Origin of the sequence: Amycolatopsis sp. NBC_00438 (genome assembly GCF_036026695.1) — a bacterium.
In the GTDB taxonomy this organism is placed as follows: domain Bacteria; phylum Actinomycetota; class Actinomycetes; order Mycobacteriales; family Pseudonocardiaceae; genus Amycolatopsis.
Genome location: NZ_CP107923.1, coordinates 6,501,193 through 6,516,828 on the forward strand (window position 1 = coordinate 6,501,193; position 15,636 = coordinate 6,516,828).

A 15,636-nucleotide genomic window follows, 5' to 3' on the forward strand; every position below is an offset into this window, starting at 1 on the left:
CGCAGACCGTCGCCGAAGCAATGAGGAATGGGTGGGATGCGAGGGCCGACGAGGACGTCCCGGCTGATCGCGGCGCTGCTGCTGAGCGTGGCGTTCGCGCTCGGCGGCTGCTCGGAACAGCTCGGCAGCACGCCGCCGCCGGCACCGACGCGGATCGCGTTCGTGCCCAAGATCGCCAAGATCCCGTACTTCGAGGCGATGAACAGCGGCGGGCTGGAAGCCGCGAAGCAGCTGGGTGTCGAGTGGACGATGAACCCCCCGGCGACGGTCGACCCGGCCGCCCAGGTGACGATCCTGCGTGGCCTGATCGCGCGGAAGGTCGACGTCATCGTCGTCGCGCCGAACGACCCCGCCGCGCTCGCGCCGGTGATCGCCGAGGCCCGGGCGAAGGGCATCCACGTCCTCACCTCGGACACCGACGCGCCGGGCACGCAGCGCGAGGTGTTCGTCAACCAGGCCAGCGCCGAAGGCATCGGCAACGCGGTCACCGACGCGCTGATGGCGAAGACCGGCGGCGCCGGCAAGTACGCGATCGTCTCGTGCGGCCCGGCCGCGGCGAACCTCAACAGCTGGATCTCGGTCCAGAAGCAGTACACCGCCGACCACTACCCCAAGGCCCAGCTCGTCGAGACGGTCTACGCCGGCGAGGACGAGGACAAGGCCGTGGTCCTGGCCAAGCAGCTGATGGCCCGCCACCCGGACCTGACCGGCCTGGTCGGCGAATGCACGACGTCGGCGCCGGGCGTCGCGAAAGCCGTGAAGGAGCAGCAGAAGATCGGCCAGGTGTTCACCGTCGGCGTCGGCACGCCGCAGTCGATCAAGCCGTACCTGCTCGACGGCTCGTGCTCGCAGTCGGTGCTGTGGAACGTCGAGTCACTGGGCTGGCTGACCGCCTGGACGGCCAAGCAGGTCGCCGACGGCAAGCCGCTGAGCCCGGTCAACAAGGTGAACCTGGAGTTGCCGGCGGTGAAGTACGACGCCCCGTCGAAGACCGTCCTGCTGGGCGATCCGCTGCTCATCACCGCCGACAACGTCGACCAGTTCAAGTACTGATCTCTACCGGACGTCGATGGTGACCGTCGCCGTGCTGGTGACCGCCGGGAGCTTCGCGGTGTCGACCGCGAGGTACTCGCCGTCGTCCTGACGGCCGTCCGGCAACGTCTTGACGTGCAGCGCGTACGGCGGGGCCGCGTTCGTCACGCCGTCGATGCCGAAGTCGTTGTCATTGCTGATCACGAGGGTCCGGCCACCGTCGGTCGTCGCGACACCCTCGACCTTGTCGTGGCCGAAGAAGCCGCCGGCCGGGTCGAGCCCGGTCACCAGCGCGCCGAGGTCCAGGCTCAGCTTCTTGCTCACCGGCTTGATCCCCGCCGCGGCGAGGTCCTCGATCGCGTCGGCGGTGGTGTCCTTGCCGACGTAGGCGTCGATGCTCTTGCCGCCGACCAGCACGCCGCCCTTGACGGCGTCGTAGCCCGCTGCCTCCGGGCCGACGTCGGTGGCGCCGGACAGGTCGATCTCGAAAAGCTTCTTGTACGCGCCCGGTTCGGGCTTGCCGTCCCGTTCGTCCACCAGGAAGCGGGTCGCCGACAGGGCGGTGATCTCGCTGACCGCGGTGCCCGTCGTGTCCGGGTCGTCGAGCAGGTAGAGGTACTCGTGCGTGGCGCGGGTCCGCAGGTCGACGGTGACGATCCGCAGCGTGGTGACGTTGCCCGGCTTCTTCGTCAGGTCCAACTGCTGCAGCGCGGACTGCATGACGCCGACGAGCGTCCGGCCGTCCGGGGTCAGCGCGAGACCTTCCATGCCCTTGTTCGGCACGCGGTACTTCAGCTCGGCGGGCAGCGAGCCGTCGAAGGGCGAAAGCCGCTCGATCGCCCGGCCGTCGCGGCCGAAGTGCGTGATGAACGGGCCGTACTCGTCGGACACCCAGAACGTGCCGTCCTTCTGCGCGACGAGGCCTTCGGAGTCGTAGCCGTCCGCCGACTTCGGCAGGACGTTCCCGTCGAGGTCGACGATCTTCTCGCCGGTGTCGGCCTGCGGGCTGACCTGGCCGTTGTACGGCGTGCCGTTCGCGGCACGCAGCGGAATCGTCCTCTCCAGCACGGCTTTCCCGTCGCGGAGCCGGAACTTCCCGATGGCCGGGGTGAACGCGGGCAGCGGCTCGATCTTGCCGCCGCCGGGCGCGTCGACGTTCGGGCCGCGGTCGGTGAGGCCGTAGAACTCGTCCCGCTCGCCGGGGACCGGGGTCAGCGCGGAACCGTAGGCGCCGCCCTTGATCTGGACGCCGCCGATCGTGGCCAGGGGCTTCAGCGCGGTCGGGTAGAGCTTCACAGCGTCGGAAACGGTGTAGGTGAAGGAATCACGGCCGCGGAAGCCGGGCGCCGGGGTGTAGTGGAACGCGCCGTCGGCGCCGATCGTGACGGTGCCGTGCGCGGCCGCGGTGTGCCGCACGACGGCGGTGGCGCCGCGGTCGTTGCCGAGCACGTCGTCCTGCAGTGCGTGCCCCGCGCGGACGCGGTAGTGGTCGTCCTTCGCCCGCGGCCCGTGCTCGTGTGCCGAGGCCGGCCCCGCCGCGGCCAGCGGCAGCGCCAGGACCGTGGCCACCAGGGCGATTCGTACCCGCTTCATCGGTTTTCTCCTCCTCCGGCGCGTGACTGCGCCGGAGGAGGAGTCTGAGTGGCCGAAGTGGACAATGCCCGTCTTCGAGGAGGCCGTGGCGTTAACGGTGCCGCCGGGTGGTCTGCCGCAGCTCGTCGTGAGTGTTTAGGGCGGTTAGAACCGCCCTAAACACTCACGACCCCGGCCACGGTGCTAGCGGTGGCGGCGAGCTGCGGCGACCGCTCCGGCGCCCAGCACCAGGATCAACGTCGTGAGGCCCCAGCGGCGCTGCTCCTTCGTCCGCACGGCGGTGTCCTGCACCACGGGTTCGGGCTTCTTCGTCGGGACCACGTGCGGCCTTTTCGTCGATGGCGGCGGGGTCGGCGCGACCGTCGTGGGCTCTTCCCGTGGTGACGGCGTCGGCGTCGGCGCCACCACGGCGACCGGTTCCTCCACCGGCGGCGGCTGCGACGGGGGCGGCGGCTCGGGCGCCGGGGTTGTCGGTGTCGGTTTCGGTTTCGGTGCGGGAGTGGGCGTCGGCGGGTTCGGCGGCGGCGAGTTGGGCGGTGGGCTGTTCGGCGGGGGTGTGTTCGGGGGCGGGGTATTGGGCGGCGGCTCGGTGGGCGGCGGCGTGTTCGGCGGCGGCTCGGTCGGCGGCGGCGAGGGCACCGCCGCCTCGGCGTAACAGCCGGCCGCGTCACCGCTGGCCAGCACCGGGCCGGTCGAGATCTCGACCGCCGGACCCGAGCCGTCGCGCGGCAGGCGGTACGTCACGCTCCGGCGGCCCTCGTGGTTGGCCGTCGCGTAGATCGAGCCCGGGCCGAGGACGACCGAGCCGTACGCGCCGCCGCTCGGCAGCCGCAGGCCCGGAACCACCGCGACCTCGCCCGACGACGGGTCGAGCGTCACGACCGAGCTGTCCCCGCGCGACGACGTCGAGATGCCGTACAGCAGCCCGTCCGCCGGGTCGTAGGCGAAGTCGTCGACGCCGTCGGCCAGCGCCACCGGCCGCAGCGACGTCCGGTGCACGACGCGCACGTAGTCGGCGCTCGCCGGGTCGACGTCCACGGTGTACAGGTCACTGTTCTGCCTTACGTACCAGCGGTTTCCGGCCACCACGCCGGCGGTGGCGCCGGTGACCTGGCTCCACACCGGGTGCCGGCTGCCCGCCTTGCCGACCACGCCGAGGTCGGTGACCGCGCCGGTCCGGCTGATGCGCACGGCGTGCGCGCCGTCGTGGTAGCGGCCGGCGCGGGTGCCGTCGGCGACGCCGTACACCACGTCCTGCGCGGGCGCGTAGCCCATCGCGTTGATCCAGTACCCGACCTCGGTCAGGCGTTTCGTGAGGCCGTCGGGCAGCGACAGCAGCCGCAACGTCGTCGGCGCGCCGCTGCGTTCGTTCTCGGCCTGCAGGATCGTGCAGCCGTCAGGGGCCGGGGCCGCCGGGCGCTTCGACGGCGACGGAGCGAGCCACCCCGTCGCCGCGAGCAGTGCCGAAACCACCGCGGCGATGCCGAGCATCGCCGCCCAGCGGGCCCTCCCGCCGGTCAAGCCAGCCTTTCCAGCGCCGACTTGAACGCGTCCGGCGGGATGCTCGCGCCGCCGCTGAACGGGTTCTGCAGCTGGTAGATCGCGAACAACAGCAACGTGATCGTGCCGGCCAGGGTCGAGACGATGATGATGTGCGCGGCGAGCCGGGTGCCGCCGAAGAGGTTGGGCAGCAGGATCGCCGTGATGATGCTGCCGAGGACGAGCGCGAACCAGACGACCGCGCCGACCCCGCCGCCGCCGGCGTTGTTCAGCCGCTGGGTGCGGGACTGGTACACCGACCAGAGCTGGTTGCTCGCCTCGGTCTTGCGGTCGATCTGCCAGTCGCCGTCGACGTTCGCGGCCGCGACGGCCTGGCGCATCTGGTCCAGCTGCGTCCAGCCGGTGGCCGGGATCGCGCCGCCGTCGGCCAGGCGCGGCCACTCCTGCTGCTCGACCGTCTGCGAGTAGGCGGTGGCGAGCTGGCGCACGCGGTCCGCGGTGTCGGGCGGGAGCGCGTCGGCCGCCCAGGTCGCCGCCACGAGGCTGTCGGCCTCGGTCTGCGCGTCCTGGGTCGCGCCGCCCACCGAGTCGTAGAGCGAGATGAGCACGAACGCCATCAGCACCGCGTGCAGCCCGCCGACGATGGTGAACACCTGGCCGGCCGCGTCGTTGTTGTCGGCCCGCCCCTCGTCCCAGCCGAACCGCCGGACCAGGTACCCGATCACGGCGCCGACGAGCGCCGCGCCGACCACCCACAGACTGCCGGCCAGGAAGATGTTCATCCGAGTCCTTTCACCCGCGCGACGGCGCGGGACGAGCCACCCGGTGAATTCCGCGACCGGGACCCGCTCAAGTTAGTCATCCATTTCCGGGCGGACAACGTAGCATTGTGGGAATCATCCGAGTGGCCGCACCCGCGCTCCGATTATCGCCGGTTCGGCCCAGCCGACCGGCACCGGGGCCCGTCCCGCCACCGCGTGGCGCTACGCCGAATTCCCCTTACGAGCAGGGAACATTCCCGACCGAGTGACGCGCGAGCACCCGCCGTCACCAATTGTGGCCGACACCCCGCCGGCGAGTGTCCGGAATGGCCGGACCGCGGCCCGGTGAATAACCCGGTGACCCGATCGTGTCATTGTGCGGCTCCGCCCGGTTGATATGTTGATTTCGCGGCGCCGGCAACCGCGCATTATCGAAAATCGCAGGTCACAACTCCGCGCGCCGCAGGGCGGGCGCGCACCGACTCCGAACGAATGGGTGGTTCTCGCTGTGACTGTCACCGACCCGGTGGACTCCGCGACCGCGGAACAGGCACCTCTGAGCCTCGGCCGGGCCGCGGCCCGGACCCTGGCGACGACGACGAAGTCCGTCCCGCAGATGCAGGGCATCTCGTCGCGGTGGCTGCTGAAGCTGCTGCCGTGGGTCGAGGTCTCCGGCGGCGCCTACCGCGTCAACCGCCGGCTGAGCTACTCCGTGGGCGACGGGCGGGTCACGTTCACCACGACCGGCGCCGAGGTCCGCGTGATCCCGCCGGAGCTCGGCGAGCTCGCGCCGCTGCGCGGGTACGACGACGAAGAGGTCCTCACCGAGCTGGCGAGCCGCTTCGGCCAGCAGGAGTACGAGCCGGGTGACGCGCTCGTCGAGTTCGGCAGCCAGGCCGACCACGTCTTCCTCATCGCCCACGGCAAGATCACCAAGGTCGGCACCGGCGCCTACGGCGACCAGACGGTGCTCGGCACGATGGCCGACGGCGACTACTTCGGCGAGAACGTGCTGGTCAGCGGCGACGGGATCTGGGAGTTCACGGCGAAGGCCGTGACCCGGTGCACCGTGCTGACCCTGCCGCGCCAGGCGTTCCAGGACGTCCGGGACCGGTCGGAGACCCTGCAGGCGCACCTGGAAGCCTTCGTCGCCGGGGGCGCGTCGGCCCGCAACGACCACGGCGAAGCGGAGATCACGCTCTCCGCCGGCCACGACGGCGAACCGGCGCTGCCGGGCACGTTCGTCGACTACGACAGCTCGCCGCGCGAGTACGAGCTGAGCGTCGCCCAGACCGTGCTGCGGGTGCACTCCCGCGTCGCGGACCTCTACAACCAGCCGATGAACCAGATCGAGCAGCAGCTGCGCCTGACCGTGGAAGCGTTGCGGGAGCGGCAAGAGCACGAGCTGATCAACAACACCGACTTCGGCCTGCTGCACAACGCCGACTTCGCCCAGCGCGTCCCGACCCGCACCGGGCCGCCGACGCCGGACGACCTCGACGACCTGCTTTCGCTGGTGTGGAAGGACCCCGGGTTCTTCCTGGCCCACCCGAAGACCATCGCCGCGTTCGGCCGCGAGTGCAGCAAGGCCGGGATCTACCCGGACGCCGTCGACATGGGCGGGCACCAGGTGCCGGCGTGGCGCGGGATCCCGATCCTGCCGTGCAACAAGATCCCCGTCACCGAGACCCGCACCAGCTCGATCCTGCTGATGCGCACCGGCGAGCAGGCCCAGGGGGTCGTCGGGCTGCACCAGACCGGGCTGCCGGACGAGTACCAGCCGGGCCTGAACGTCCGCTTCATGGGCGTCTCGGAACAGGCGATCATCTCCTACCTCGTGTCCGCCTACTACTCCGCCGCCGTCCTGGTGCCGGACGCGCTCGCCGTGCTGGAGAGCGCCGAGATCGGCCGGGAGGGCTGATGCCCGAACCCGCCACGCCACCCCGGAAGCCGGACGCGGAGCCCCCGCGGCTCCGCACCGTGGGGGTCGAACCCCCACACCCCGCGCCGGTGGCGCTGCCCCCGGACCCCCGTAAGGCGGGGTATGGCCTCCCCCCATCGGCCTTCGGCCCGACGGGGCTGGGCACGGCCGCCGCCCGGATCGTGCCGAAGCCCGCGGGCGCCCGTCCTCCTGAAGCCCCAGAACCCGATCGGCGCGTGAAACCTTGACCGTCACCGAAGAACCGGCGCCGCCGCAGCTGTCACTCGGCACCCAAGCGGCCCGCACGCTCAGCACGACCACCAAATCGCTCCCGCAGATGCGCGGCATCACCCCGCGGTGGCTGCTCTCGCAGCTGCCGTGGGTCGAGGTCCCGGCGGGCAGCTACCGGGTCAACCGGCGGCTGACCTACACGATCGGCGACGGCAAGCTCAGCTTCTTCAATACCGGCGCCCGCGTCCAGGTGGTGCCCGCCGAGCTGACCGAGCTCGAACTGCTGCACGGGTTCGGCGACGAGCAGGCGCTGGCCGCGCTGGCCGACGCCTTCGAGCAACGCGAGTACGAACCGGGCTCGGCGATCACCACCGCCGGCGACCCGCTCGACACGCTGGTGCTCATCGCGCACGGCAAGGTGACCCAGCACGGCCGCGGCGAATACGGCGACGAGACGCTGCTGGGCACCGCCACCGACGGCGACCACTTCGGCGCCGACCTGCTCGCCCGCGACGACGCGACCTGGAAGTTCACCGCCCGCGCGAAGACCCGCGTGATCGCGCTGATCCTCCCGGCGTCGGCGTACGCCCGGCTCAACGGCCGCTCGGAGTCGCTGCGCGCGCACGTCGCCGAGATGGCCGGCCGGGAACGGAAACCCCAGAACGCCCGCGGCGAGGCGAGCATCGACCTGTCCGCCGGCCACGACGGCGAGCCGATCCTCTCCGGCACCTACGTCGACTACGACCCGTCGCCGCGGGAGTACGACCTCGCTGTCGCGCAGACGATCCTGCGCGTCAGCAACCGCGTCACCGACCTCTACAACCAGCCGATGAACCAGCTGGAGCAGCAGCTGCGGCTCACCGTGGAAGCGTTGCGGGAGCGGCAAGAGCACGAGCTGATCAACAGCACCGAGTTCGGGCTGCTGCACAGCGCGGACCTCAAGCAGCGGATCACCACCCGCAGCGGCCCGCCCACGCCGGACGACATGGACGAGCTGCTCACCCGCCGCCGCAAGACCCGGTTCTTCCTGGCGCACCCGCGCGCGATCGCGGCCCTCGGCCGCGAGTGCACCGCGCGCGGGCTCTACCCGGCGACGACGGTCCTCGACGGCCGGCGCGTGAGCGCGTGGCGCGGCGTGCCGATCCTGCCGAGCGACAAGATCCCGGTCACCGACGCGGGCACGACGTCGATCATCGCGATGCGCACCGGCGAGGACGACGCCGGCGTGATCGGGCTGCGGCCGGCGTCGCTGCCGGACGAGTACCAGCCGGGCCTCAACGTGCGGTTCCTGGGCATCAACGAGCGCGCGGTGACGTCGTACCTGGTCAGCGCCTACCACTCGGCGGCCGTGCTGGTGCCGGACGCGCTCGGCGTGCTCGGCGACGTCGAGGTCGGGCGCTGATGACCACCTTGGACACACGCACGGCGGCCCGCCCGCTCTCCGACGTCCTGACCTGGAGCAAGAGCCTGGTCGACGCGGCGACGCGGACGGCGGCCGAACGGCTGCCGGAGTCGATGCGGCGGATCGCGGGCTACCACTTCGGCTGGTGCGACGCGAAGGGCGAGCCGACGCGGGGTGACGGCGGCAAAGCGCTGCGCCCGGCGCTGGTGCTGCTGTGCGCGGAGGCGGTGGGCGGGGACGCGGCGGACGCCGTGCCCGCCGCCGTCGCGGTCGAGCTCGTGCACAACTTTTCGCTGCTGCACGACGACGTCATGGACGGCGACACGACCCGGCGGCACCGGCCGACGGCGTGGACGGTGTTCGGCACCGGCCCGGCGGTGCTCGCCGGGGACGCGTTGCTGTCACTGGCGTTCGAGCTCCTCGCGCCGAGCGGGGTCGCGAGCACCCGGCTGCTGTCGGCCGGGGTCCTCGACCTGCTCGACGGCCAGGCCGCGGACCTCGGCTTCGAGCAACGCGACGACGTCACGCCGGGCGAGTGCGTCCGGATGGCGGAGGGCAAGACGGCGGCGCTGCTGGGCGCGGCGTGCACGCTCGGCGCGCTGGCCGGGCGGGGAAAGCCCGAGGACGCCGAGCGGCTGGGCGCGTTCGGCCGGTCGGTCGGCCTGGCGTTCCAGCACATCGACGACCTGCTCGGCATCTGGGGCGACCCCGACGTCACCGGCAAGCCGGTGTACTCGGACCTGCAGAACCGCAAGAAGTCGCTGCCGGTCGTGACGGCCCTGTGCTCCGGCACGCCGGCGGGCGCCGAGCTGGCCGAGCTCTACTCGGGCCCGGACCCGCTCGACGAGGCTTCGCTCGCCCGCGCGGCCGCTCTCGTCGACGAGGCCGGCGGCCGCCAGTGGAGCCAGGCCCAGGCCGAAGCCCTCCTGGCCAAGGGCCTCCGCGACCTGGCCGCGGTGAACCCGGTCCCGCGCGCCGGCGCCGAACTCGCCACCCTGGCCCGCCTGATCACCACCCGCACCCACTGACCCCGTACCCGGAGGGTCGGTTCGCGTACCCGGACAGTCGGTTCGCGTACCTGGACAGTCGGTTCGCGTGCCTGGACAGTCGGTTCGCGTGCCTGGAGGGTCGGCTCACGAACCGACTCCCTGGGTACGCGAACCGACCCTCTGGGTACGCGAGCCGACTCCCTGGGTACGCGAGCCGACTCCCTGGGTACGCGAGCCGACCCTCCGGGTACGGCTACTTGCCGGGGCGGGTGAGGCCGTCTTTGTCCGCTCCCAGCGACAGGATGTTCTTGTCCGTGTCGCTCAGGGCCTTCGTGACCTGCGCTGACGTCGGAGATGTCGACAAGTCGAGAAGGCGGATGGGCGCGTCCAGCTTGATCAGGGTCGGGACGTACTCGGCCTTGTCGACCTTCCAGCGGTCGCCGTCGCGGACGAAGCGGAACCGGGCCGCCGCGCCTTCCTCCGTGTCCCCGCGCGGGTCGGAGTGGCGGGCGACGCTGTTGCCGAGGCCGTAGGCCACCCACTTGTCCCCCACCTTCTCGAACGGCTGCACCACGTGCGCGTGGTGGCCGACGATCAGGTCGATGTCGTCCGAACCCAGCAGCTTCTTGGCCTGGCTGCGCTGCTCGGCCGTGGGGTCGTGCTGATACTCGACGCCCCAGTGCAGGCTCGCGATCACGACCTGCGCGCCCGCTTCGCGAGCCTTCTTCGCCGCCGCCAGGACGTCGTCGACGTCGATCTGGTTGGCCAGCCACGGTTTCCCGGCCGGCACCTTGATCCCGTTGAAGCCGAAGGCGTAGGACACCTGCGCGACCTTGACGCCGTGGACGTCCAGGATCAGCGGCGTCGCCGCTTCCTTCGCCGACCGGGCCGAGCCGGTGTGCTTGAGACCGTTCGCGTCGAGCGCGTCCAAGGTCCGCTCGACGCCGCCCGCGCCCTGGTCGATGGTGTGGTTGGACGCCGTCGAGCAGGTGTCGTACCCGGTGTCCTTGATCGCCGCCGCGATCTCCGGCGGCGCACTGAACGACGGATATCCGCTGTACGGCCCGCCTTCGGGCGCCAGCGGCGTCTCGAGGTGGCAGATGCCGAGGTCGGCGCCGGAGATCAGCGGCTTGATCCCGGCCAGCAGCGGCCGGTAGTCGAACTTGCCGTGCCCGTCGGCCTCGGCCTGGTCCGACAGCGCCGGGTGGATCAGGACGTCGCCGGTCGCGACGACGCTGAACGACCCGTCGGGCGCCGGAGCCGAAGCGTCCGAAGACGACTCCGGGAACGGCGTCGGCGCCGGACCCTGCTGCGGCGGGCTGCTGCAGGCGGCCAGCAGGACGGCGGTCCCGGCGAGCGCGGCGAAGCGGTAGCTCGTCATCGATCCCCCTCGTGGACGTGGTCGGGCCATCCTCCCAGTCGGGCGAATCCGACATCCCGTGGGCAGCTTCCGCCAGGAACCAGCGCAACAGTCGACAACACCGATCACAACACTCACACTGGACAACCATCGGACAACGCGCAGGTTGAGCCCTCATTAATACGATTAATGGCCGGGCTCGCGCGACACGACGATCACACAGAGTAGATCTCACTCCGCTAACTGCCTGGCCGCAGCGTCTTGACGTCACCCGAACGAGTGTCTTGTAATACGAGTCACACGGCGTTCACGCGCCCGCAACACTCACCCCCGGCCCCCATGGGAGCACTCGATGTCCACATACCCGCACAGGTCACGGACCTGGGGCGTTGTTGGTTGTTGTTTGATTGCTGGTGTCATGTTGGCGGCCTGCTCCTCCGGCAAGACCGAAGCACCGGCGTCGCAGCAGGCGCCCGCCAACGGCAAGATCACGCTGTACTACCTGCAGAAACAGGGTGACCAGCAGTACTTCGTCGAGCAGGCGCAGGGGGCGCAGGAGAAGGCGAAGGAGCTCGGTGTCGAGCTCAAGGTCGTCAACCTCGGCCAGGACGCCAACAAGGCGATCACCGAACTGGACGCCGCGGTCGCGCAGGGCGCGAACGGCGTCGCCATCGTCGTCCCCGACCAGGCCATCGGCCCGCAGGTGATCGACAAGGCGAAGAGCGCGGGCATCCCGATCATCGCCTCCGACGACGTCATCAAGGACGGCTCCGGCGCGAAGGCCCCGTTCGTCGGTTTCAACGGCAGCCAGATGGGCGACTCGGTCGGCACCGAGGCCGGGAAGCTGTTCAAGGCCGCCGGCTGGACCGCCGCCGACACCAAGATCATCAGCGCCTACAAGCAGGACCTCAGCGTCTGCACCGACCGCGTCAACGCCGCCAAGTCCGCGTTCGCGAAGGCCGGCGACCCGGGCATCCCGGTGATCGACGTCGGCACGGACAACTCGCCGGTCGACGCGCAGAACCGCTCCGGCGCGGTGATCGGCTCGAACCCGGGCGTCAAGCACTGGGTCGTCTGGGGCTGCAACGACGAGAACGAGACCGGTGTCGTGACGGCGCTGGCCAACTCGGGCGTACAGGCGAACAACATCATCGGCGTCGGGCTCGGCGCGTACCTCACCTGCAAGGACTGGGCGGCGGGCAAGGACACCGGCAACAAGTCCGCGCTCTACATCTCCGGCGCCGAGGTCGGCCGTTCGGCGATCCAGGTGCTGGTGGACAAGGTGAAGAACGGCAAGGAGCTGCCCGCGGAGACGATCGCGAAGACCACGATCGTCAACAAGGACAACTACAAGCAGGCCGGCGTCAACTGCACCTGACCGATCTCCCGTGCCCGTCACTTTCACGTGAAAGTGACGGGCACGGGTTCCACCGCTCGAAGGGCGATCATGTCCAGCTCTGCTCCCGCGCTCGCCGTCGAGGGCATCGGCAAGCGCTTCTCCGGGGTCACCGCCCTCGACGACGTCTCCCTGGAGATCCGCTCCGGCGAGGTCCTCGCGCTGATGGGCGAGAACGGCGCCGGCAAATCGACGCTCCTGCGGGTGCTCTCCGGCGACCAGGGGCCCGACGACGGCCGCCTGCTGCTCGACGGCACCGAGATCACCTTCGACACCCCGCGCGCGGCGATGGCCGCCGGGGTGCGCGTGATCTACCAGGAACCCGAGATCATCCCGCACGTTTCGGTGGCGGAGAACGTCTTCGTCGGCGAACTCCCCGCCAAGGCCCGGGTCTTCAACCGCCGCACACTGCTGAAGGCGACGCAGGACGCGCTGGCCGAGTACGGCTTCGAAGGCGTGCTCAACCCGGCGACGCTCGGCGTCGCGCTCTCGGCCGCGCAGCGCCAGATCGTCGAGATCCTCCGCGTGCTCACCGCGGCCACCCCGCCGAAGGTGATCGCCTTCGACGAGCCGACGTCGTCGCTGTCCGAACACGAGGTGGACGCGCTGTTCCGGCTGATCGGCCGGCTGCGCGACAACGGTGTCGCGGTCGTCTACGTCTCGCACCGGATGAAGGAGATCTTCCGGCTCGCCGACCGCGTCGCGGTGCTGCGCGACGGGAAGCTCGTCGGCGTCCAGCGGGCCGGGGAGACCGACGAAGCCAGCCTGGTCCGGATGATGATCGGCCGCGACCTCTCGGCGCTCGAACGCCGTGTCACACAGGACACCGGCGAAGTCGTGCTGAAGCTCGACAACGTGACCACCGACGACGTCACCGGCATCTCCCTGCAGGTCCGCGCGGGCGAGGTCGTCTGCCTGGCCGGGCTGGTCGGCGCGGGACGCTCCGAGCTGGCCCGCGCGATCGTCGCCGACCTGCCGATCCGGTCCGGGACGGTCGAGCTCGCCGGAAAGCGGTTGCGCGCGCGCAACCCCGGCGACGCCGTCAAAGCAGGCATCGGCTTCGCGCCCGAAGAGCGCAAGACGGACGCGTTGCTGATGCAGCGGTCCGTGCGCGACAACATCTCCATCTCGGTCCTCGACCGCCTTCGCCGCTTCCGCGTCGTGAAGCGCGCGAAGGAACGCACACTCGTCGAGGAGTACATCCGCGAGCTCCGCGTGCGGACGCCGTCGATGGAGCAGGAAGTCCGCAAGCTCTCCGGCGGCAACCAGCAGAAGGCCGTTCTGGCGCGGTGGCTCGCGCGGCGGCCGAAGCTGCTGATCCTGGACGAGCCGACCCGCGGCGTCGACGTCGGCGCGAAGGCCGAGATCTACCGGATCATCGACGGCCTCGCCGCGGAAGGCATCGCGCTGCTGGTCATCTCGTCGGACCTGCCCGAGGTGCTGACGCTGGCCGACCGCATCCTCGTGATGCGCGCGGGGCGGCTGGCCGGCGAGATCGCCAGTGCCGACGCCACCGAGGAAGCCGTGCTGACCCTCGCCATCCCCGAAACCGAACCCGCAGTAGAAGAGCAGCAGGAGATCGGCGCATGAGTGAGCTTGCGAACGAATCATTCAACACAGCGCTCGCCGCTCAGGCCGAACTGAGCGTCAGCGAGGTCGGCGCATGAGTACCCCCACCCAGGAGAAAGCCATGTCCTCGGAGCCCGCGGCGCCACAGCAGCCTTCGGTCCTCCGCCGCGTGCTGACCGGCATCGGCGTCCAGAACTCGAGCCTGATCATCACGCTCGTCGCGCTGATCATCCTGCTGAGCGTCCTGAACGACAACTTCCTGCGCACCAACAACCTGCTGCTGATCGGCAGCGCGATCACCATCATGGGGCTGCTCGCGCTGGTGCAGACCCTGGTGATCATCCTGGGCGCGCTGGACATCTCGGTCGGCTCGATGGCGGGCCTCGCCTCGGTCGTCTCGGCGATGGTGTTCACCTCGTCCGGCAACGCCGAGGTCGGCATCCTCGCCGCGGTCGGCGTCGGCATCGTCTGCGGCCTGGTCAACGGCATGATCATCATCTTCGGCCGGGTCAACCCGGTGGTCGCGACGCTGGCCATGCTGGCCACCTACAAGGGCATCGCGCAGGTGATCTCGGACGGCAAGTCGCAGGGCTACACCGGCGGCGACGACCTGTTCATCTTCCTGGCCAAGGGCGCCATCCTCGGCCTGCCGTCGCTGGTGTGGGTGTTCCTGATCGTCGCGGCGGCGCTGCACTTCCTGCTGAAGTACACCGACATCGGCCGCAACGTCTACGCGATCGGCGGCAACGACACGGCCGCGCGGCTGGCCGGCATCAACATCAACCGGTACATCATCGGCGTCTACGCGCTGGCCGGCGTGGTCGCGGCGGTCGCGGGTGTCCTGATCACCGCGCGCACCGGCTCGGGCCAGCCGGTGTCCGGGTCCGAGGGCCTGGAGCTGCAGGCCGTCACCGGTGCCGCGCTCGGCGGCACGATGCTCAAGGGCGGCCGCGGGTCGATCATCTCCACAGTGCTCGCGGTGATCATCCTGGGCGTGCTCGACAACGGCATGTCCGGGCTGGGCATCAACCCGTTCTGGCAGAACGTCGCCCACGGCGCGCTGCTGGTGATCGCGGTCGTGCTGCAGCAGCTGCGCAGCGGAGAGCGCCGCGTCGGCCTGCCCGAATAGCGCGGCCCGGCGATGAGCGATCCCGGGCGTGGCCTGCACGCCCACATCGTCGACGAACTGGGCCGGCTCATCGTCGAAGGCGTCCTCGGGGACGGGCAGCCGCTCGTCCCCGAGGACCTCGGCCGGCGCTTCTCGGCGTCCCGCACGGTCGTCCGGGAAGCGTTGCGGGTCCTCGAATCGAAGGGCATGGTGTCCGCGCGGCCGCGCGTGGGCACGTGGACGCTGCCGCCGGAGTCGTGGGACGCGATCGACCCCGACGTCATCGCGTGGCGCGTCAACGGGCCCGACGGCCGCAAGCACCTGCACGAGCTGCTGGAGCTGCGGCTGACCATCGAGCCACAGGCGGCCCGGTTGGCCGCGCACCACCGGCGCCCGGGCGAGCTCTCGGCGATGGCCGCGGCCTACGAACTGATGGCGGACGCGGTGGAACGCCAGGACACCGCGGCCTTCCACGACGCCGACTCGGAGTTCCACGCAGCCTTGATCCGCGCTTCCGGCAACGCGCTCATCGCGCAGCTACAGGTGCCCGTCGTCGCGGCTCTGCGGGCGCACGGCGAGCCGCTGGAGCTCGTCGCGCACTCCCGCGTGCTCACGCTGGTGCTGGCGAAGAACGCCGACGGGGCCGAATCCGCGTCGCGCCGGCTGCTGGAAACCGTTGCGCCGTACCGCTCACCGGCACCTTGACACGTCCAGCGGGAAGCCTGAACACTCGCTGCGACCCACCCGCCGCCACGACCTGCTGAGGAGGACGCT

At 70.8% G+C, this 15,636-nt stretch carries 11 protein-coding genes and 2 pseudogenes; 9 read left to right on the forward strand and 4 right to left on the reverse strand.

Features of this window, described 5'->3' with window-relative positions:
• Positions 1-36: 36 nt before the first annotated feature.
• Positions 37-1,053, forward strand: a complete 1,017-nt coding sequence (locus OG494_RS29070) for an autoinducer 2 ABC transporter substrate-binding protein (RefSeq protein WP_328444043.1) — start codon at positions 37-39, stop codon at positions 1,051-1,053.
• A 3-nt stretch (positions 1,054-1,056) separates the two neighbouring features.
• Here the strand turns inward: OG494_RS29070 and OG494_RS29075 are convergent, their stop codons facing one another.
• The 3 genes from OG494_RS29075 to OG494_RS29085 all read right to left on the reverse strand — a co-directional run bounded on the left by OG494_RS29075 (position 1,057) and on the right by OG494_RS29085 (position 4,907).
• Positions 1,057-2,625, reverse strand: a complete 1,569-nt coding sequence (locus tag OG494_RS29075; RefSeq protein ID WP_328444045.1) for an esterase-like activity of phytase family protein — start codon at positions 2,623-2,625, stop codon at positions 1,057-1,059.
• 183 nt (positions 2,626-2,808) lie between these two features.
• A complete protein-coding gene (locus tag OG494_RS29080; protein ID WP_328444047.1) occupies positions 2,809-4,146 on the reverse strand; it encodes a DUF6923 family protein in 1,338 nt (445 codons plus the stop codon).
• Positions 4,143-4,907, reverse strand: a complete 765-nt coding sequence (locus OG494_RS29085; RefSeq protein ID WP_328444049.1) for a bestrophin-like domain — start codon at positions 4,905-4,907, stop codon at positions 4,143-4,145. Before OG494_RS29085 ends, OG494_RS29080 begins: the two co-directional genes overlap by 4 nt.
• Positions 4,908-5,394: 487 nt before the next feature.
• Here OG494_RS29085 and OG494_RS29090 point away from each other — a divergent pair, with 487 nt between their 5' ends.
• The 3 genes from OG494_RS29090 (at position 5,395) to OG494_RS29100 (ending at position 9,468) form a co-directional block, all read left to right on the forward strand.
• A complete protein-coding gene (locus OG494_RS29090; protein WP_328444051.1) occupies positions 5,395-6,807 on the forward strand; it encodes a family 2B encapsulin nanocompartment shell protein in 1,413 nt (470 codons plus the stop codon).
• Positions 6,808-7,051: 244 nt separating this feature from the next.
• Positions 7,052-8,440 carry a family 2B encapsulin nanocompartment shell protein gene (locus OG494_RS29095; protein WP_328444054.1) on the forward strand — a complete coding sequence of 463 codons (1,389 nt, stop codon included), beginning with the start codon at positions 7,052-7,054 and terminating at the stop codon, positions 8,438-8,440.
• Positions 8,440-9,468: a family 2 encapsulin nanocompartment cargo protein polyprenyl transferase gene (locus tag OG494_RS29100; RefSeq protein ID WP_328444056.1), complete on the forward strand. Its 1,029-nt coding sequence runs from the start codon at positions 8,440-8,442 to the stop codon at positions 9,466-9,468. The genes OG494_RS29095 and OG494_RS29100 overlap by 1 nt, the downstream gene beginning before the upstream one ends.
• A 214-nt stretch (positions 9,469-9,682) precedes the next feature.
• Here OG494_RS29100 and OG494_RS29105 read toward each other — a convergent pair whose 3' ends face one another.
• On the reverse strand, positions 9,683-10,810 hold the full coding sequence (locus OG494_RS29105; RefSeq protein WP_328444058.1) for a CapA family protein: 1,128 nt from the start codon (positions 10,808-10,810) through the stop codon (positions 9,683-9,685).
• 382 nt (positions 10,811-11,192) lie between these two features.
• Between OG494_RS29105 and OG494_RS29110 the strand changes: the two genes are divergently transcribed.
• The 5 genes and pseudogenes from OG494_RS29110 (at position 11,193) to OG494_RS29125 (ending at position 15,567) form a co-directional block, all read left to right on the forward strand.
• Positions 11,193-12,167: a substrate-binding domain-containing protein gene (locus tag OG494_RS29110; RefSeq protein ID WP_328444060.1), complete on the forward strand. Its 975-nt coding sequence runs from the start codon at positions 11,193-11,195 to the stop codon at positions 12,165-12,167.
• Positions 12,168-12,281: 114 nt separating this feature from the next.
• Positions 12,282-12,752, forward strand: a pseudogene (locus OG494_RS48460) (ATP-binding cassette domain-containing protein); the annotation flags it as partial.
• A 318-nt stretch (positions 12,753-13,070) separates the two neighbouring features.
• Positions 13,071-13,775, forward strand: a pseudogene (locus tag OG494_RS48465) (ATP-binding cassette domain-containing protein); the annotation flags it as partial.
• A 73-nt stretch (positions 13,776-13,848) separates the two neighbouring features.
• Positions 13,849-14,883: an ABC transporter permease gene (locus tag OG494_RS29120; RefSeq protein ID WP_328444063.1), complete on the forward strand. Its 1,035-nt coding sequence runs from the start codon at positions 13,849-13,851 to the stop codon at positions 14,881-14,883.
• Between the two features lie 12 nt (positions 14,884-14,895).
• Positions 14,896-15,567, forward strand: coding sequence for a FadR/GntR family transcriptional regulator (locus OG494_RS29125; RefSeq protein ID WP_328444065.1), 672 nt, complete (start codon positions 14,896-14,898; stop codon positions 15,565-15,567).
• Positions 15,568-15,636 lie beyond the last annotated feature (69 nt).